Raw genomic sequence first — 17,274 nt, forward strand, 5'->3', positions numbered from 1 at the left:
CTTTCCGGCGAGCGTGTCCGGCGGGTTCAGCGGTTCCGTCGTCGCGTCCGGGGCGGGGTTATCCACAACTCGTGGGTAACGATGCGGGGGCCCGTCCGGTCCCGCAGGCTCGAAGGCATGAGACCTTCAGCAGTGCGCCGGACGGATCGTGCCGGTCACCTCGCCCAGATCGATCGTCGCTCCGTTCGCTCCCGGCGCGGACGCCCGGATGGTGACGGTGTCACCGTCCTCCAGGAACGTGCGCTTCGTGCCGTCCGGGAGTTCGAGCGGCTCGGCGCCGTTCCACGTCAGCTCCAGCAGGCAGCCGCGCTCCTCGCGCGTGGGTCCCGAGACGGTCCCGGACGCGAACAGGTCGCCGGTGCGCAGCGACGCGCCGTTCACCGTCGCGTGCGCGAGCTGCTGCGGCGGCGTCCAGTACATGCCGTCGAACCCGGGCCGCGAGACGGGTTGCCCGTTGATCAGGATCTCCAGCCGCAGGTCCAGCCCCCACGGCTCGTCGGTGCGCAGGTAGGGCAGCGGCGCCGGGTCCTGGGCGGGCGAGGGCACCCGCGCGGCTTCGAGCGCCTCGATGGGCACCACCCACGGCGAGATCGACGTCGCGAACGACTTGCTGAGGAACGGCCCGAGCGGCTGCGCCTCCCACGCCTGGAGGTCCCGCGCGCTCCAGTCGTTGACCAGCACGAACCCGAACACGTGATCGCGGAACGCGCGCGGCGGCACGGGCCGCGCCGGCGACGAGGGCACCCCCGCGACGAACCCGACCTCGGCCTCGATGTCGAGCTTCAGGCACGGCCCGTACGACGGCGCGGCGTCGGACGGCGCGACCTTCCGCTGCCCGCACGGCCGCACGACCGGCGTCCCGGAGACCTGCACCGTCCCCGCCCGCCCGTGGTACCCGACGGGCAGGTGCTTCCAGTTCGGCATCAGCGGCTCGCCCTGCGGCCGGAAGATCCGTCCGACGTTCGTCGCGTGGTGCTCGGAGGAGTAGAAGTCCACGTAGTCGGCGACCTCGAAGGGGCGCAGCAGCTCGACGTCCGCGACCGGAACCAGGTGCGGCGCCACCGCGTCCCGGTGCCGCGCGTCCGTCAGCAGCTCCCGGATCCGCGCACGGTTGGCCTGCCAGGCCGTCCGCCCGGCCGCCATGAACCCGTTCAGCGCGTCCGCGGCGAACCATCCGCGATCCTCGACCAGCCCCGCCTCGCCGAGCCCGGCCAGGTCGAGCACCCGGTCCCCGATCGCGACCCCGACCCGCGCCGCCGCCCCGTCCCGCCGGAACACCCCGTACGGCAGGTTCTCGATGCCAAAGCCGCTGTCCTCGTCGACCTCAAGCCATGTCATGAGCCCCATCCTTCCCCGGCGATCCCGCTCGACCAACCCCCGATTTCTTCCGGCCCTCCCGGCTTCGGAAGGTCTAGTGGCCGGATAACGACGCGTCCTGGCGCGTCGGGAGCTGCGGTCGGATTCCGCGGTGTCGTCGGCGCGCGCGGGCGGCACGGCCGGAACACTTGGGCGTCTCTGTGGCCCAGGCAGGCCCGGTCGCCCTGCGGCACCACCTCAGAGCAGGTCGAGATCGGCCAGGTCCGAGCGAGGAGAGTCGATGTCGCAGGAGCCGAACGCGGTGAACAGGCGCCGGGCCGTCCGGCGCTCGTCCTCGGTCAGGGCGCGCACTTGTGCGGCGACCGCGACCGGATCGATCATCACGAGATCCTCGATGCTTCCACCGTGAGCCGCGGCCAGCAGGATGTTCACGAACCCGTGGTGGACGAACCCCGTCTCCGGATCCGTATGCCGCACCGCATGATGCAGGCCCGCCGTGCACTTGAACGGCACGTGCCGCTCCGCGCAGGCGGCCACGAACTCCGCGACCTCCTCCGGCGACGGAAACGCGTCGGCGGTGACCCCGCCCGTCCGCAGCTTGGCCCCGACCTGCGCCCCGGCCTCCCGGGCGGCGGCGATCCCGTCGACCACCATGTGCCAGCCGACCGCCCGCCGCACCTCCAGGAACGCGGTGACCTCCGTGGGCAGCGACGCGATGGTGACCGTCGCGGCCCGTGCCTGGTCCGCGTCCTCGGGCAGGGCGATCTCGATCCCGCGCAGCCGCACCCGGGGCTCGGACGCCACGTCCTCCAGCGCCTTCGGCAACCCGTCCACGCCGGTGTCGGCGATGACCACGAGATCGAGGAGGTCCTCGGCCAGCAGCTGGGTCCGCAGCTCGGCGACCCGCGAGGCGGGGCACAGGAACCGGCCGATCACCGCATCATCGACCGCGGCCCGATACGCGGGCAGCGCGGTCTCCAGCGACTCCCGCGCGGGCGGGAACAGCGCCGCGTCGTCCACGAGCCCAGCGAACAGTTGACCCATGCCGGAAGTCGTACCCGCGCGCCGCCGCCCCCATCCGACCACTTCCGGACCACCCGAGCCGCACCGACCACACCGGACCCGTCCCGAACGCCACCCTCATCCGAGGCAGCGAGGAGGTGTCAGTCAGCAGGGGGCGTGGGCGAGCTGCGGAGCGTGCTGGACGGAGGACTCCAGTCCCAGGAGAGCGACTCGTCCTGCTTGACGTCGTCCGGCACCGGGGCGGAGAGCGGCGTGTCCCTGGGCGGCAACGGCTTCGGAACGGCCGGAGCAGCGGACCGCCGGTAGGCGTGCCGTCCCCGGCTGGGCCTGGGGTCGTCGTCCCCGGCATCGGGGTCTTCCGCACGATCCACGACGGGCGGGTCGGTGTTGTCGTCCTCCGCCGCGTCCGGCAGAGCTGCGGAAGTTCCCGCCCAAGGCATGCCCGAACGCCCGGTCGCCTGCGGATGGGTCACGCCACCCGTCCGCGCCCGCTCGCGCCGCGCGGTCGCGCCCGAAGCAGTCGTCTCCGCCGTCTCAAGCGAAGCACTCTCAACGCGGTGCGCCCCTTCCGTCGCCAGCACCTCGACGACAGGCTCCTCCGCCGCGGCTTCGTCCGCAACGCCCCCGCCCGCAGCGGAAACGCGCGCACCAACGAGTCCATCCGCGCTCAGCTCGTCTGCGCTCGCCTCGTCCGTGCCCGCCTCCTCCGTGCGTGGGGCGTTCGTGCGCGCCTCGTGCGTGTGAGGCTCGTGCGTGTGAGGCTCGTGCGTGTGAGCGTCGTGCGTGTGCAGGACGTTCGTGCGTGGGTCGTCTGTGCGTGGGGCGTCCATATGTAGGGCGTCCGCGCCCGCGTCGTGCGCGCCCAGGTCGTTCGTGCGGGGGCCGACGGGGAGGGGCTCGAGCGGGCTTGGCTTGATCGTGCTGGGCTCGCTCGCCTGGAGTTCGACCGTGGCCAGGGGCACTTCGAGGGTCTTGGGAGTGCTCGGCCCGTCCCCAGGGTGCTCGTCTGCGTGCGGGGCGTTGACGGACGGCTCGTCGCTCGGGGGCTCGTCCACGACTGAGGGGCTCGTGCTCAGCGCGGGCATGGTCTTCAAAGATGAGGGTGCTGCGTCGAATGCCGAGGCTTCGGACGCCGAGGAGCTGAGCACCGGGGTTCCCAGGCGTGGAGTGTCCGCGTCATCGGAGTCGAAGACGGCCGCTGGCTCCGAGACGTCGGGGTCGGTGGCCTGCGGGGTGGGGTGGTCGGCGTCCGAAGGTGCTTCGTCGGTGGACGAGTCGGAGGCATCCCGGTGCGCTGCCGGTTCGTGTTCGTCGGGGGCGTCGGCCGGGTGCTCCTCGTCGGGGAAGAAGACGCGGAGAGGAGATTCGTGAAGAGCCTGTGCCGCCTCGGGGGCCGGCTCGGGCGTCGGCTCGGGATGAGGCGGCGGTTCGGGCTGCTCGGTTTCCGGGTGGTTCTCGGATTCGTGGTGGTCCGGGGGTTCCGGGCTTTCTGGGGCGGGGGCATGGCGTTGCCGTGCCTTCGTCGCCGACCGGCGGAGTATGCGGAGGGTGGTCAGCCACAGCCAGACGCCGATGAAGAGCATGACGTGCGGGGCTACGGCGACGGTGCCGCGCAAAGGCTTGGCGGGCAGGGATTCGTATCCCCAGACGGCGTGCTGGAAGGAGGCCCAGGAGAGGCCCGCCAGGAGGAGCAGCAGGAGGAGCCAGCGGAGGCCGCGCGTCCACCAGCGGGCGTGGCGGGCCGCCAGCAGCGACAGCAGCGTCAGGACGAGAAGGGAGTCGGCGGCGGCCGGGTAGACGGCCGACCAGCGGTGGTCGATCTTGCCGGCCTCGGCCAGGGCGCGCAGGACGTCCCAGGTCAGGGCGCATGCGGCCGCTGTCAGCAGGGTCACCAGGACGGCGGCGGAGAAGGTGAGGAGGCGGCGCGGCAGGGACGGGGGCGCTTCGGGCGACATCGCGGCTCGTGGTTCGAGGAGGGGGATCGGCGGCACCCACATTAACCAGGAGGGACACCGGGCGTGGGGATCCCGCGTGCTGCGGCCCGAACGTGTCGGGACGTACGGTGTTGATGACGATGGCGTCCCCTACTGGAGGCAGCGATGCCGTACTACCGGGTCGTGGGCGAGGTCCCACGCAAGCGTCACGTGCAGTTCCGCCGTCCGGACGGCGGTCTCTACGCCGAGGAGTTGATGGGCGAGGAGGGATTCTCGTCCGACTCCAGCCTGCTGTACCACCGGTACGCGCCCACGGCGATCATCAAGAGCGAGGGGCTGGACGAAGGGGCCGCGGCCGAGTCCCTCGTCCCCAACCATCCGCTCCAGCCGCGCGGATACCGCACCCAGGACCTCCCGGTCGGCGGTGACATGGTGCTCGGGCGGCAGATCCTGTTCGGCAACCAGGACGTCCGGATGTCGTTCGTGGCCGCGTCCGGCCCCAGCGAGCTGTACCGGAACTCGGTCGGCGCGGAGGTCGTCTACGTCCAGACGGGACGGGCGACGTTCGAGTCCACCTACGGCGCGCTGGAAGTCGGCGAGGGTGACTACGTGGTGATCCCGACCGGGACGATCCACCGGTGGGTGCCGCAGGACGGCGAGACCCTGCGCGCGCTCGTCATCGAGGCCAGCGGTCACGTGCGTCCGCCCAAGCGGTACCTCTCGCAGTTCGGGCAGTTCCTTGAGCACGCGCCGTACAGCGAGCGGGATCTGCGCGCGCCCACCGAGCCCTTGCAGGTGGACGGAGGCGAGGTCCCGGTCATCGTGCGCACGCGCGGCGGGCTGTCCAGGCTGACCTACCTGCACCACCCGTTCGACGTCGTCGGCTGGGACGGCTACCTGTACCCGTACGTGTTCAACATCCACGACTTCGAGCCCATCGTGAAGCGGACGCACGCGCCGCCGCCCGTCCACCAGACGTTCGAGGGCCCGAACTTCGTGATCTGCTCCTTCTGCCCGCGTCCGCTCGACTTCCACGAGGAGGCCGTGCCGATCCCGTACAACCACCACAATGTGGACTCCGACGAGATGATGTTCTACGTCGGCGGCGACTACACCGCCCGCAAGGGCTCGGGCATCAGCATCGGATCGATCTCCCTGCACCCGGCCGGCTTCACGCACGGACCACAGCCCGGCGCCGTGGAGGCCGTGATCGACGCCGTCAAGCAGGGCCACGACCGCGCGACCGAACTCGCCGTCATGATCGACACCTTCCGTCCCCTCGACCTGGGCCCCGCCGCCCGCCGCTGCGAGGACCCCGAATACGCCTGGACCTGGTCCCGCACCGCGACCTGACCCTCCCGTGGTGCGCGCCACCCCCACCGGCGCGCACCACCCACCCCACCTCGCCGCCGCTGGCATTCAGCCCCCAGGCGTCGGTCAGGCTGCGGTGCTTGCACGGCCGGGCTTGGTGAGGTTAGGGGGGTATGGCGGGGGGTGGGGAATTTCTTCCGGGGGCTCGGGGTAGGCGGTAGTTTGTGCCTTTTCCTCGTCCGGTGTTGGAGCGGGCTGCCGCACATGGGCTCGGCGTGCCGGTCCGGGTCTTCGACGGGCGGTCGGGGCGGCGGCGGGCGATCGGGTGGGTCGTGTTGCTCGTGCTCGCCGTCCTGGTGCTGGCGCCGGCGGCGGGGTTGTATCTCGCGGCGGGGCGGTTCTGGATCGGGGTGCTGGCTGCGGTCGTCGCCGTTCTCTATACGGCGGTCGCGGGGCGGATCGTGCTGCGGGCGGGGTTTCGGGAGCAGCGGCCCGTGGTTTATCTGTTCGACGGCGGGCTGGTTTATGCGGGGACGGGACGGACCGTCGCTTATCACTGGGATGACCTGTCCGCCGTGACCGTCGCGGGGGTCCGGGACGGGACGCGGGGCAGGACGCGGTGGCGCTTCGTCGTCACCGCCGAGGGTGGGCGTGACCTGCCCCTGGACGATCGGCTTCCGGACGTCCGGAGGCTGGGTGAGGTCGTGGTCGCGGAGGTGACGGCGCGGGTCGTGCCGCGGCTGGCGGCGATCGTTCGCGGGGGCGGAACGGTCCGGTTCGGGGCGTTCTCGGTTGATATGGAAGGGGTCGGCAAGGACGGTCAGGTGGTCCCGTGGGCCGCCGTCCGCGACGTGGGGCTGGTGAACGGGCTCGTGCGCGTGAGCACGGCCGGCGGGAGTCCCGAGCTGACCGCGCTCGCGGCGCACACGCCCAACGCGGTGGCGCTCGTCGAGCTCTGCGCGTGGACGCCGGCGGCGCGGGACCGGCGCGTCCGCTAGACCCCGCGCCGCGCAGGACTGACGCGTCCGCTAACGCCGCGCCGCGGGGGACCGGCGTCCGCTAACGCCGCGCCGCGCGGGACCGGCGCGTCCGCTAACGCCGCGCCGCGGGGATCGGCGCGTCCGCTGGCCTCGGCGCCGTGCGGGCATGCGAGGATGCCGGGAGTAGTTGATCTTCTGGAGGGGCGGTATGGCCGAGAAGGCGCTCAACGACAAGGCGCGCGAGCTGTTCGACGGCACGAACTTCGTCACCGCGGTGACGCTCAACCCGGACGGGTCGCCGCAGGCCAGCCCGGTCTGGGCGAGGGTGGACGGCGACCAGATCGTGTTCTCCACGACCAAGGGCCGCCGCAAGTACGCCAACCTCGTCCGCGACCCGCGCGTCAACCTGTCCACCTACGACCTGGCCAACCCCTACGACTACGCCGAGGTCCGCGGCACGGCCGCCATCGAGGACGACCCGGACGGCGCCCTCATCCAGGAGCTGGCCCACAAGTACACCGGCGGTCCGTGGAAGGAGTCCGGCCCGGTCGAGCGGGTGATCGTCCGGGTGACGCCGTCCTACGTCGTCGCCTGAACGGCCCGGGGAGGGACGCGCGGACCGGCTCCGGCGGCGGGAAAGGGCGTTTGAGGCCACCCGAGCCGGGGGCGATCCAATAACCTTGGGGCGTGAGCCTGCGCCTTTACGACACCAGCACCCGTACCGTCCGCGCGTTCGAGCCGCTCCGAGAGGGCCGCGTGGGGATGTACGTGTGTGGGGCGACGCCGCAGGCCGCGCCGCACATTGGGCACCTGCGCTCGGGCGTGATCTACGACGTGCTGCTGCGCTGGCTGCGGGCGTCGGGGTACGAGGTGACCTTCGTCCGGAACGTCACCGACATCGACGACAAGATCCTCAAGGTCGCCGCGGACACCGGGACGCCGTGGTTCGCGGTCGCGGAGGGCAACCAGCGGATCTTCGGACGCGGTTACGAGCAGCTCGGCTGCCTGCCGCCCACGATCGAGCCGCGCGCCACCGGGCACGTCCCGGAGATGATCAAGCTGATCCGGCGGCTGATCGAGAACGGGCACGCGTACGCGTCCGGAGGGGACGTGTACTTCGACGTGAACTCCTGGGCCGACCGGTACGGCGAGCTGTCCAACCAGCGGCTGGAGAACATGCGCTCGCCCGGGGACACCCCGAACGAGGACGCCAAGCGCGACCCGCGCGACTTCGCGCTCTGGAAGGGCGCGAAGCCGGGCGAGCCCGCCTGGGAGACGCCGTGGGGCGACGGCCGTCCGGGCTGGCACCTGGAGTGCTCGGCGATGGCGACGATGTACCTCGGCGAGACGTTCGACATCCACGGCGGCGGCGTCGACCTGATCTTCCCGCACCACGAGAACGAGATCGCGCAGTCCAAGGCGGCCGGTGACGGGTTCGCCCGCTACTGGATGCACAACGGGCTGCTCACCGTGGACGGCGAGAAGATGAGCAAGTCCGTCGGCAACGTCGTGCTGCTGCCCGACCTGCTCGAACGGGCCCGTCCGGTCGAGGTGCGGTACTTCCTGGCGTCCGCGCACTACCGGTCGCTGATGGACTACAGCAACACGGCGCTCGCCGAGGCGGTCGCGGCGTACCAGCGCATCGAGGGCTTCGTGAAGCGCGCCGCCGAGGTCGTCGGCGCCGGCGAACCGGGGCCGCTTCCGGACGCGTTCGTCCAGGCCATGGACGACGACCTGGGCGTTCCGCAGGCGCTCGCGGCGGTGCACGAGGCCGTCCGCGAGGGCAACAACGCGCTCGCCGCCGAGGACAAGGACGCCGTCCGGCGGCACCTGGCGTCCGTCCGGGCGATGACGGCCGTGCTCGGCCTCGACCCGCTGTCGGACGAGTGGGACGCCGCGGCCGGCGACGACCTCACCCCGGTGGTGGAGGCCCTGGTCAAGGTGGCGTTGGAGCAGCGGCAGGAGGCGCGCAAGCGCAAGGACTACGCCGCCGCTGACGCGATCCGCGACGGGCTCGCCGACGCCGGCGTCCTGGTCGAGGACACCCCGCACGGCCCCCGCTGGGACCTCAAGCGCGGCTGACCGCACCACCAATACTGTCCGGTTCCGTCCGTCCCGGAAGGTTCGGGACGGACGGGAGTCGGCGTACCTTCGAAAGGGTCCCCCCGGCATCCCGCCCGAGAGGTGGTCCCGTTGTTCGAACGGTTCTCCGACGACGCGCGGCAGGTGATCGTCCTCTCGCAGGACGAGGCCCGGCGGCTGCGGCACTCCGCGATCGGCACCGAGCACCTGCTGCTGGGGCTCGCCCGGGTGGACGAGCCGGGCGTCGGCTCGGTGCTGGCGCGGGCCGGGCTCGACCTGGACCGGCTGCGCGCCGAGATCGTCAAGCTGCGCCCGGCGGACGAGGGGGACCCGCCGGACCCCGTGCCGTTCACGCCCCGCGCCAAGAAGGTGATGGAGCTCGGGCTGCGGGAGGCGAACCGGCTCGGCTCGCAGGTGATCGTGCCCGGTCACCTGCTGCTCGGCGTGATCCGTGAGGGCGGCGGCCTGGCGGCCCGCGTGCTCGCCGACGCGACCGGCGACCTGAAGGTCGTCCGGCTGGAGCTCGAACGGTCGCTGCGGGGCCGCGCGCCGCGCCTGTCGCCGCTGACGTCCGTCCATCCCGGCCGCGTCGCGCTCGACGAGGACCGGCTCGACCGCCTCGAGGCCCGTCTCGCCGCGATCGAGGCGCACCTGGCCCGGCTCACCACCGACGAGGCGCATCTCGCCCGGCTCGCCGCGAACGAGACGTACCTGGCCCGCCTCACGGCGATCGAGGCGCACCTCGCGCGCCTCACGGGACGCCGCGACGACAAGGACGACCGTCCCGGCTCCTGACCATCCCGGCTCCTAGAGCCCGCCCGTAAAACCCGCTGGTCGAACGCGCCGGGCGGGCGCGCCGGTCGAGCCCGTCGGGCGGGCGCGCCGGTCGAGCCCGCCGGTCGGGGGCGCCCGGTTGAACCCGCTGGTCGGGGCGGCCGGAACTGCCTGCTGCGTCTGCGTCCGGGAGGGGGATGGTTCGGGCAGGTCGTGGAGGCGCCTAAAATTCGAGGTTTGAGGGTGTGCGAAGTCTTCGCGCCCGAGAATCCGAGCCGCCCGACGCCACGAGGGCGTGCACTCCGCAAGCCGCAAACGTCGCGAAGGGCGTAACGATCATGCCGAAGCGCAAGGGCAAGGGCCCGACCCCGAAGGCCGAGGACCGGCACTGGCACGGCAAGCGCCAGAAGGCGCGGGCCGTCAAGAACTCCCGCCGCACCGGGACCGACACGCTCGGCCCGGGCGCCGCCCGTGCCGCGCGCAAGGCCGCGGCCGACGCGGCCAAGGGGGCGGCCGGACGCCCGGCCGGGGCGCGCCGCGCCAACGGCGAGACGCCGGAGCTGGTCACCGGCCGCAACCCGGTCGTCGAGGCGCTGCGCGCCAAGGTCCCCGGCTCGGCGCTGTACGTGACCGACGCGCGGGACGAGCGGATCCGCGAGGCGATCCAGATCGCCGCGGACCGGGGCATCCCGCTGCTGGAGGCCGGGCGCACCGAGCTCGACCGGCTCACCGACGGGGCCGTCCACCAGGGCATCGCGCTCCAGGTCAAGCCGTACCGGTACGCCCACCCGGACGACCTGCTCCGCGGCACCCGCCCGCTGATCGTCGCGCTGGACGGGATCACCGACCCGCGCAACCTCGGCGCGATCGTGCGCAGCGCCGCCGCGTTCGGCGCGTCCGGCGTGGTGGTGCCGGAGCGGCGCGCGGCCGGGGTCACGGCGGGCGCGTGGAAGACCTCCGCCGGGACGCTCGCGACCGTCCCCGTGGCGCAGACCACCAACCTCGCCCGGCAGCTCAAGGCGTACCAGAAGGCGGGCTGCTTCGTCGCCGGGCTGGACGCCGAGGGCGGCACGGCGGTCGGTGACCTGGAGATCGCGGACGGCCCGTTCGTGCTGGTCGTGGGCTCGGAGGGCAAGGGCATCGGACGCCTGGTCGCGGAGACCTGCGACCTGCTCGTGACGATCCCGATGCCCGGCCGGGCCGAGTCGCTGAACGCGGGGGTCGCGGCCGGTGTCGCCCTGTACGAGGTGTCGCGGCGCCGTTCGTCCTGAGTAACGTCGGGTCCGGCACAACGTACGGATCCGGAGGATTCTTAATGGAAAAGCGCGATATCGGGGGGCTGTCGGTCGGCGCGGTCGGCCTCGGCTGCATGGGGATGACCCACGCCTACACCGTGGGCGAGCGCGACGAGTCGGAGTCGGCCCGGGTGATCCACCGGGCGATCGACCTCGGCGCGACGCTGATCGACACCTCCGACGTGTACGGGCCGTTCACCAACGAGGAACTCGTCGGCAGGGCGCTGAAGGGCCGCCGGGACGAGGTCGTCCTCGCCACCAAGGTGGGCCTGCGCATCCCGCCGGGCGAGGACCACCGCGCGATGTACCGGGACGGCCGTCCCGAGCACGTCCGGGCCGCCGTCCGGGAGTCGCTGCGCCGCCTCGACACCGACCGCATCGACCTCTACTACCTGCACCGCGTGGACGAGAACGTCCCGCTGGAGGAGACGTGGGGCGCGCTCGCCGAACTGGTCGAGCAGGGCCTGGTGCGGAAACTCGGAATCTCGGACGTCCGGCCCGAGCAGATCGCGAAGGCGCACGCGATCCACCCGGTGGCGGCCGTCCAGAACGAGCTGTCGCTGTGGACGCGGGACGACGAGACGGTCGCCTGGACCGCCGAGCACGGCATCGGGTTCGTCCCCTATTCGCCGCTCGGCCGCGGCTTCCTGACCGGTCAGTACACCTCGGCGGCGGATTTCGGCGCGGACGACTTCCGCTCCCGGCTGCCCCGGTTCAAGGACGAGGCGCTCCAGGCGAACCTCGCGATCGTGGACCGGGTCCGCGCCGTCGCCGACCGCCACGGCGCGACGCCCGGCCAGGTCGCCCTCGCCTGGACGCTGGCCCAGGGCGGCCACGTCGTGCCGATCCCCGGCACCAAGCGGATCTCCCGCCTGGAGGAGAACTGCGCCGCCGCCGATCTCGTCCTCACAGGCGCTGACCTGGCGGAACTCGCCGAGGTCCCGCCGCCGGTCGGCACCCGCTACTGACCGCCCGCCGTCCTCCGGCCGCGCTTTTCGGGCCGCGACCGGAGGACGCGCGGACCCGTCCGTTCGACTACGATGCGGACGTACTCGCCAGCGTGGCTCAATTGGCAGAGCATCGGTCTTGTAAACCGAGGGTTAGGGGTTCAAGTCCCCTCGCTGGCTCCCCATGGACAGGGCGTTCCCGGCAGCCGAGAACGCCCTGTTCCGCGTTCTGGTCCCTTTACGGTCCGCCTCTCGGGCACTCCCTCGGCACTTCCCTCGGGCACTTCCGCCGCGCGGCGCCGGAACGCGCGGGACGGCCGCGGCATCGAAGGCAATGACGGCCCGAGGCGAGCGACGGAATGAGGGAACCGACGGTGCGTGCCTGGCAGCCACTTCCCCAGTCCCTGCCGCCGGAGGTCCGGCACCTGACCGTCCGGCTCCGCGAGACCAAGGACGTCTCCGGGCTCAGCCTGGACGTCCTGGCGCGCAGGACCCCGGCCAGCAGATCGGCCTGGGGCCGCTACCTCAACGGCCAGGCGCTCCCGCCCCGCGAGGTCGTCGCGGCGTTCGCCGCCCTCGCGCGCGCCGACCACCACGCCCTGCTGGCCCTCTGGGACCTGGCCGACCACGCGCACCGCCACCGCGCCCTCTCATCGTCCGCCGCCAGAGCCGATCGCAACTCAACCCCCGCCGACCCAGGCCGCACCGCACAAGCCTTCACCGAAGACACGCCCACCGGCCGCAAGCCCGGCAAAGACACGCCCGGCGGGAACGCGACTAGCGAAGACGCGTTCATCAAGGACGCGCCTGACGAAGAGGCGTTCATCGAGGACGCGCCTGACGAGGACGCGTCCAGTGGGGACGCGCCTAATGGAGATGCGCGCGGCGGGGGCGCGTCTTACGGCGATGCGTCCGGCGGCGATGCGTCCGGGAGTGGCGCATTCCGCGGAGGGACGGGGCGCGGGGGATATCAGGGGGCCGAGGAGGTGCCGCGGGCGGCGTGGCGGCGCGTCCGGACGGTGCTGGTCGTCGGGGCGGGGGCGGTTGCGGTCGGAATGGGCATGGGCTTGTGGTGGGGGACGTCTCCGTCCAGATCGGACGCCTCGGCGCCGTCCGCGCGCGGTCCGGCGCACGTCGGATCGCCCTCGCCGAGCCGACGCCCTCCCGCGGTGTCCGCGGCCGCGGCCGACTGCCGGGACGCGGGCTGCGACCAGCAGTCGGCCGCCGCGCGGGGTTGCGAGCGCGACGCGGTCACCGCGACCACCGTCCGCGTCGATCACGCCTTGATGCGGCTGCGGTTCAGCCCGTCCTGCCGCGCGCTCTGGGGCGAGCTGGAACAGGGCCGCCGCTATGACCGGATCGAGGTGGACGCGGGCGGGCACAGCGCGAAGGCCAAGGTCCGTTCGTCGGCCGGAACCGCCACCACGCCGATGCTGGCGGCTTCCACGCCCGCTTCGGGAACGGTGTGCGCCAGCCTTGCCACCGGTGCCCGCGAGTGCGGGTCGGCTCGCCCGTGATCCGCCTGCCGGCCGCACGCCGACGAAACTGGGTCAGGGGCGCGGCCAGGGACGGCCGGAGAGCCGTTCGATGTCGGTGTTGAAGCGCTTGAGGAAGGCCGCGAAGGCGGCGACGTCCTCGGCGGACCAGTCGGCCATGACTTTGTCGAGGCCGCGGATGATCTCGTCGCGGCACTCGTCGAGCCGCCGCTCGCCCTCGGCGGTGAGGCGGAATTTGCGGGCGATGCCGCCGCCCGGGTCGGGATGCGGTCGAGCAGCCCGGCGCGGACGAGCGCGGAGGTCTGCCGGTTCAGGTGCGTGGTCCCGCTGGTCGCGGGGTCGGTGGTGTGCGCGCTGTCGTCCTCGGTCGTCCCGATGATCGTCGGACGCGGGGTCCAGGGCGTCGGCATGGGCCTGATCCCGCTCGGCATCAGCGCGCTGCGCGACGTGCTGCCACCGGAGAGGCTCGGCGGGTCGATCGCGCTGATCAGCTCGTCCATGGGGATCGGCGGCGCGGCCGGGCTCGGCTACGGCGTCTCGCTCGCGCTGCTCGGCTCGACCTGGGGCGTCCTCGTTGTCGCGCTGGTCATCAACGGCGGCGTCGGCCTGGCGTACGGCGCGATGCCAGCGCTGATCATGGGCGCGGTGCCGCGGTCCGAGACCGGCGCGGCGAACAGCTTCGACACGTTGATGCGCTCGCTCGGGACGTCCACCGGCGCGGCCCTGGTCGGGGTGATCCTCTCCCAGCTGACGGTCTCGGTCGCCGGGCACATCCTGCCGTCCGAGGACGGCTTCCACACCGCGATGCTGCTCGGTTGCGGCGTCGCCGTCGTCGCCGCGCTGGTCACGCTCACCCTGCCGAAGCGCAGCGCTCCGGCCACCGCGATGGACGCCGCGTCCGCCGAGCCCGCCGCACCGGCGCGTTCCTGAACCGGCCCGGACGTTTACACCGGGGTGTCTCGTCCAGAATCTGAGGGTGGACATCGACGAGCTGCTGAAGCGCTACCCCTACCCGGACCGGACGCCCTGGCTGCGGGCGAACATGATCGCGACACTGGACGGCGGCATCCAGTACAAGGGCGACACCGGCGCCATCGGCTACGCCGGGGACCACGCGCTCATGGCGGCCCTGCGCTCGCTGGCCGACATCGTGGTCATGGGCGCGGCGACCGTCCGGGAGTACGACTCCTGGCCGGACGAGGCGCCCCCGCTCGCCGTCGTCTCGCGCAGCCTCGACCTGGACTTCGACGGCGGCGTGTTCGACGGCGGCCGGACGATCGTGGTCACCTGCGCCGCCGCGCCCGAGGACCGGCTGAAGCGCGCGGCCGAGCGCGCGGACGTGCTGCTCACCGGCGAGACGTTCGCCGACATCGGCCCCGCGCTGGACGAGCTCGCCGGACGCGGCCACCAGCGCATGCTGTGCGAGGGCGGCCCGAGGCTGCTCGCGCAGGTCGCCGCCGCCGGATGGCTGCACGAGCTGTGCCTCACGCTCAGCCCGATGGTCACGGCCGGGGACGCCACGCGTGTCATGAACGGCCCCGTCCTGGAGACGCCGCAGCGGATGCGCCTGGTCCACGCGATCCCGGACGGCGACTACCTCTTCACCCGCTACGTCGTGGAGCCGTAGTCACTCGACGTTGCGTCGTGGAGCCGTAGTCACTCGACGTTGCGTCGTGGAGCCGTGGTCACTCGACGTTGTGCCTGGTGTAGGCCGGTGCGCGCCAGCCGAGGACGGCCTCGGTCATCCGCACGGCGTCCACGGCCTGGCGCACCTCGTGCACCCGGACGATCCGCGCGCCGAGCAGGATCGACGCGACGGTGACCGCGATCGTGCCCTCGACCCGCTCGCGCTGCGGCCGGTCCAGGGTCTCGCCGATGAAGTCCTTGTTGGAGATCGCGGCGAGCAGCGGGTAGCCGAGGTCGGCGATCTCCGGCAGCCGCCGGGTCAGCTCCAGCGAGTGCAGGGTGTTCTTGTTCAGGTCGTGGCCCGGGTCGATGATGATCCGGTCCGGCGCGACGCCGCGCTCCAGGGCGAGCTTGACCCGGTCGCGCAGAAAGTCGCCGACCTCCGCCGCGACGTCGGCGTAGACCGGCCGCGGGTAGCGGGTGCGGGGCTCGGCCAGGCTGTGCGTGATGATCAGGCTGGAGCCGGTCTCGGCGACCACGTCGGCGAGCCGCAGGTCGTGCAGGCCGGTGACGTTGTTCAGCACGTCGGCGCCGCCGGCGAACGCGGCGCGCGCGACCTCCGGATGGTAGGTCTCCACTGAGATCACCGCGTCGGTGCGGGCGCGGGCCGCCTCGATCACCGGCAGGACGCGGTCGATCTCCTCCTGCGGCGAGACCTCCGGGCCGGGCGCGAACGGGACGCCGCCGACGTCCAGCCAGTCCGCGCCCTCGTCCAGCGCCCTCTCGACCGCCGCGACGGCCTTGTCCAGGGCGAACGTGCTGCCCTTGTCGTGGAAGGAGTCCGGCGTCCGGTTGATGATCGCCATCACCGCGACCTGCCGGTCGAAGTCGAAGGAGCGGCGTCCGATCGTCCGCCGGGGGCTGACGAGCTGCGGCGCGTAGACCCGGTGCGGGACGGCTCCTGCCACGTGGACCTGCCTTCTGCGGTGCTGGCTGGACGGGCCGGCGGTGCGGCCCCGGTTCTGGTCGGCTCAGCCTATCCGCGCCGTCCGCGCGCGTTTCCCGGCCCGACGCCGCCACGACCGCGGCCGGGCCGGGAGGCCTGGCCCGGAACCCGGGCCCGGAGGCCTGGCCCGTAGCCCGGGCCCGTAGCCCGGGCCCCGGAGGTCGGGCCCGGAGGCCGAGTCCGGAGGCCGAGCGCTGGGCCGGACCCGGTCGGAGACACGCCGAACGTGAGCGTCCGTGCACGTTCGGATGCACACGCGTGCTCTGAATGCTTATGCGAGGTGCCGCATGAATGCATGAGAATTCCCGAGCGTCCGGCTTTGGTGGAGCGTGGCCGGACGACGACCGAGAATGCGGAGCAATTCCGTCAGACGGGCCTTGGAGAGCATCGAACGGGCCGTTACCCAGCGGAGACGGGGCTCTTCCGGATGCGCCAGCGGAATGTGCCGCCTCTTGGGACCTCTGGGGAAATAGGGGAAAGGGATGACGGGTGGGACTTGCTCTTGACCGCCCGCTGGCGCTTCTTCCAAGCATTCTCCGGAAATGGCTCGTGCGTCCCATGATTGTTTGATCTCATAGTGAAGTCACATCACTACATAGGGTCATGGTGAGTCAGGGGAGGGCCAGATGGTCTGGGACTCGGGACCGCCGGAGCGCAGGGGGAACGGCCGGGGGAGAGGGCAACCGGTCGTGCGCTACGCGGTCATGGCGCGTGACGAGAGGTTCCGCCTGCTGAGAAGGAGGTTCGCCCGGCTCGCGCTGGCGATCGCGGGCTCCTTCCTCGGCTGGTACTTCCTCTACGTCGCGCTCTCGGCGTTCGCGCGCGACTTCATGGCGCGCACGGTCGTCGGCAACGTCAACGTCGCCCTGGTCCTCGGGGTGCTGCAGTTCGCGTCCACCTTCGCGCTGGCCTGGTGCTACGCGCGGTACGCGAGCGAGTCGCTCGACCCGCTCGCGTCCGCCCTGCGCGACGAGGCGGACGCTCCGGCCGCGATCCGGGCGGGGCGGCAGCGTGCCGCCCTGCATCCGGGATTCGCGATGGACGATCCGGTGCCGGCCGCGCCGGCGAGGAACGCTCCGGCGTCCCCGCCGCCGTCCCCGCCGCCGTCCACGCCGATCCCGTCGCAGGTGGAGTACGGCGGGATTCCGGGCGGCCCGGAAAAGACGATCGACGCGATGCTGACCCAGCCGCTGTGGCCGGTGCTGCCGGCGGTGCCGCCGGTGCCGCCGCAGTCGGCCGGTCCGCCGCCGAGCCCGCTGCCCGCGGCGGCGCTGGACGACGAGGAGGAGCCCGAACGTCCGCAGCCGGAGCCAGGGGTGGGGCCGCTGCCGGGACGGCAGGACCGTCGAGCACACGTGCCGGGACCGCCGGGTCCCGCCGACGACCGGCCCGGGCAGGTCCCCGGCCGGACGCCGCACGAGGACGGCTCGGACGCCTGGTCCGGGACGGGAGTACGACCGGATCCGGGGTGGTTGAGTTGATC

14 protein-coding genes, 1 tRNA gene and 1 pseudogene are annotated in these 17,274 nt (G+C 72.6%); 12 read left to right on the forward strand and 4 right to left on the reverse strand.

Annotation, left to right across the window (positions count from 1 at the left end; all coding sequences use genetic code 11):
• Positions 1 to 126 precede the first annotated feature (126 nt).
• From fahA to ACFPCY_RS39020, 3 genes are all read right to left on the reverse strand, one after another.
• Positions 127 to 1,338, reverse strand: coding sequence for a fumarylacetoacetase (gene fahA, locus ACFPCY_RS39010; RefSeq protein WP_378264169.1), 1,212 nt, complete (start codon positions 1,336 to 1,338; stop codon positions 127 to 129).
• Between the two features lie 216 nt (positions 1,339 to 1,554).
• Complete coding sequence (locus ACFPCY_RS39015; RefSeq protein WP_378264171.1) at positions 1,555 to 2,361, reverse strand: hypothetical protein; 807 nt, start codon at positions 2,359 to 2,361, stop codon at positions 1,555 to 1,557.
• 119 nt (positions 2,362 to 2,480) lie between these two features.
• Positions 2,481 to 4,295, reverse strand: a complete 1,815-nt coding sequence (locus tag ACFPCY_RS39020; protein WP_378264173.1) for a hypothetical protein — start codon at positions 4,293 to 4,295, stop codon at positions 2,481 to 2,483.
• 144 nt (positions 4,296 to 4,439) lie between these two features.
• Between ACFPCY_RS39020 and ACFPCY_RS39025 the strand changes: the two genes are divergently transcribed.
• The 11 genes and pseudogenes from ACFPCY_RS39025 (at position 4,440) to ACFPCY_RS39075 (ending at position 14,786) form a co-directional block, all read left to right on the forward strand.
• Positions 4,440 to 5,627 carry a homogentisate 1,2-dioxygenase gene (locus ACFPCY_RS39025; protein ID WP_378264175.1) on the forward strand — a complete coding sequence of 396 codons (1,188 nt, stop codon included), beginning with the start codon at positions 4,440 to 4,442 and terminating at the stop codon, positions 5,625 to 5,627.
• Positions 5,628 to 5,827: 200 nt separating this feature from the next.
• Positions 5,828 to 6,583, forward strand: coding sequence for a DUF6585 family protein (locus ACFPCY_RS39030; protein ID WP_378264177.1), 756 nt, complete (start codon positions 5,828 to 5,830; stop codon positions 6,581 to 6,583).
• 190 nt (positions 6,584 to 6,773) lie between these two features.
• On the forward strand, positions 6,774 to 7,160 hold the full coding sequence (locus ACFPCY_RS39035) for a PPOX class F420-dependent oxidoreductase (RefSeq protein ID WP_378264179.1): 387 nt from the start codon (positions 6,774 to 6,776) through the stop codon (positions 7,158 to 7,160).
• A 92-nt stretch (positions 7,161 to 7,252) separates the two neighbouring features.
• Positions 7,253 to 8,647, forward strand: coding sequence for a cysteine--tRNA ligase (gene cysS, locus ACFPCY_RS39040; protein WP_378264181.1), 1,395 nt, complete (start codon positions 7,253 to 7,255; stop codon positions 8,645 to 8,647).
• Between the two features lie 111 nt (positions 8,648 to 8,758).
• A pseudogene (locus tag ACFPCY_RS43150) lies at positions 8,759 to 9,131 on the forward strand (Clp protease N-terminal domain-containing protein); the annotation flags it as partial.
• Between the two features lie 628 nt (positions 9,132 to 9,759).
• Positions 9,760 to 10,692 (forward strand): 23S rRNA (guanosine(2251)-2'-O)-methyltransferase RlmB, encoded by a 933-nt coding sequence (gene rlmB, locus ACFPCY_RS39050; protein WP_378264185.1) that lies wholly within the window; start codon positions 9,760 to 9,762, stop codon positions 10,690 to 10,692.
• A 44-nt stretch (positions 10,693 to 10,736) separates the two neighbouring features.
• Positions 10,737 to 11,684 carry an aldo/keto reductase gene (locus ACFPCY_RS39055; protein WP_378264187.1) on the forward strand — a complete coding sequence of 316 codons (948 nt, stop codon included), beginning with the start codon at positions 10,737 to 10,739 and terminating at the stop codon, positions 11,682 to 11,684.
• 86 nt (positions 11,685 to 11,770) lie between these two features.
• A tRNA-Thr gene (locus tag ACFPCY_RS39060) sits at positions 11,771 to 11,843 on the forward strand.
• Positions 11,844 to 12,037: 194 nt separating this feature from the next.
• Positions 12,038 to 13,180, forward strand: a complete 1,143-nt coding sequence (locus ACFPCY_RS39065; RefSeq protein ID WP_378264189.1) for a DUF2690 domain-containing protein — start codon at positions 12,038 to 12,040, stop codon at positions 13,178 to 13,180.
• A gap of 297 nt (positions 13,181 to 13,477) precedes the next feature.
• Positions 13,478 to 14,089, forward strand: coding sequence for an MFS transporter (locus ACFPCY_RS39070; protein WP_378264191.1), 612 nt, complete (start codon positions 13,478 to 13,480; stop codon positions 14,087 to 14,089).
• 46 nt (positions 14,090 to 14,135) lie between these two features.
• Positions 14,136 to 14,786 carry a dihydrofolate reductase family protein gene (locus ACFPCY_RS39075; RefSeq protein ID WP_378264193.1) on the forward strand — a complete coding sequence of 217 codons (651 nt, stop codon included), beginning with the start codon at positions 14,136 to 14,138 and terminating at the stop codon, positions 14,784 to 14,786.
• Positions 14,787 to 14,844: 58 nt separating this feature from the next.
• Here ACFPCY_RS39075 and folP read toward each other — a convergent pair whose 3' ends face one another.
• The gene (gene folP, locus ACFPCY_RS39080; protein WP_378264196.1) at positions 14,845 to 15,753 is read right to left on the reverse strand and encodes a dihydropteroate synthase; all 909 of its coding nucleotides are present in this window, start codon (positions 15,751 to 15,753) and stop codon (positions 14,845 to 14,847) included.
• 742 nt (positions 15,754 to 16,495) lie between these two features.
• On the opposite strand from folP, the gene ACFPCY_RS39085 reads away from it, so the two are divergent.
• Complete coding sequence (locus ACFPCY_RS39085) at positions 16,496 to 17,272, forward strand: DUF485 domain-containing protein (protein WP_378264198.1); 777 nt, start codon at positions 16,496 to 16,498, stop codon at positions 17,270 to 17,272.
• Positions 17,273 to 17,274 lie beyond the last annotated feature (2 nt).

Source organism: Actinomadura gamaensis (assembly GCF_042652125.1).
GTDB lineage: Bacteria > Actinomycetota > Actinomycetes > Streptosporangiales > Streptosporangiaceae > Spirillospora > Spirillospora gamaensis.

Excerpts from the sequence above, each read along its gene's own strand:
- ACFPCY_RS39015 (WP_378264171.1), bottom strand. The coding sequence starts at position 2,361 with ATGGGTCAACTGTTCGCTGGGCTCGTGGACGACGCGGCGCTGTTCCCG.
- fahA (WP_378264169.1), bottom strand. The coding sequence starts at position 1,338 with ATGACATGGCTTGAGGTCGACGAGGACAGCGGCTTTGGCATCGAGAAC.
- ACFPCY_RS39085 (WP_378264198.1), top strand. The coding sequence starts at position 16,496 with ATGGCGCGTGACGAGAGGTTCCGCCTGCTGAGAAGGAGGTTCGCCCGG.
- ACFPCY_RS39035 (WP_378264179.1), top strand. The coding sequence starts at position 6,774 with ATGGCCGAGAAGGCGCTCAACGACAAGGCGCGCGAGCTGTTCGACGGC.
- ACFPCY_RS39025 (WP_378264175.1), top strand. The coding sequence starts at position 4,440 with ATGCCGTACTACCGGGTCGTGGGCGAGGTCCCACGCAAGCGTCACGTG.
- ACFPCY_RS39055 (WP_378264187.1), top strand. The coding sequence starts at position 10,737 with ATGGAAAAGCGCGATATCGGGGGGCTGTCGGTCGGCGCGGTCGGCCTC.
- ACFPCY_RS39020 (WP_378264173.1), bottom strand. The coding sequence starts at position 4,295 with ATGTCGCCCGAAGCGCCCCCGTCCCTGCCGCGCCGCCTCCTCACCTTC.
- rlmB (WP_378264185.1), top strand. The coding sequence starts at position 9,760 with ATGCCGAAGCGCAAGGGCAAGGGCCCGACCCCGAAGGCCGAGGACCGG.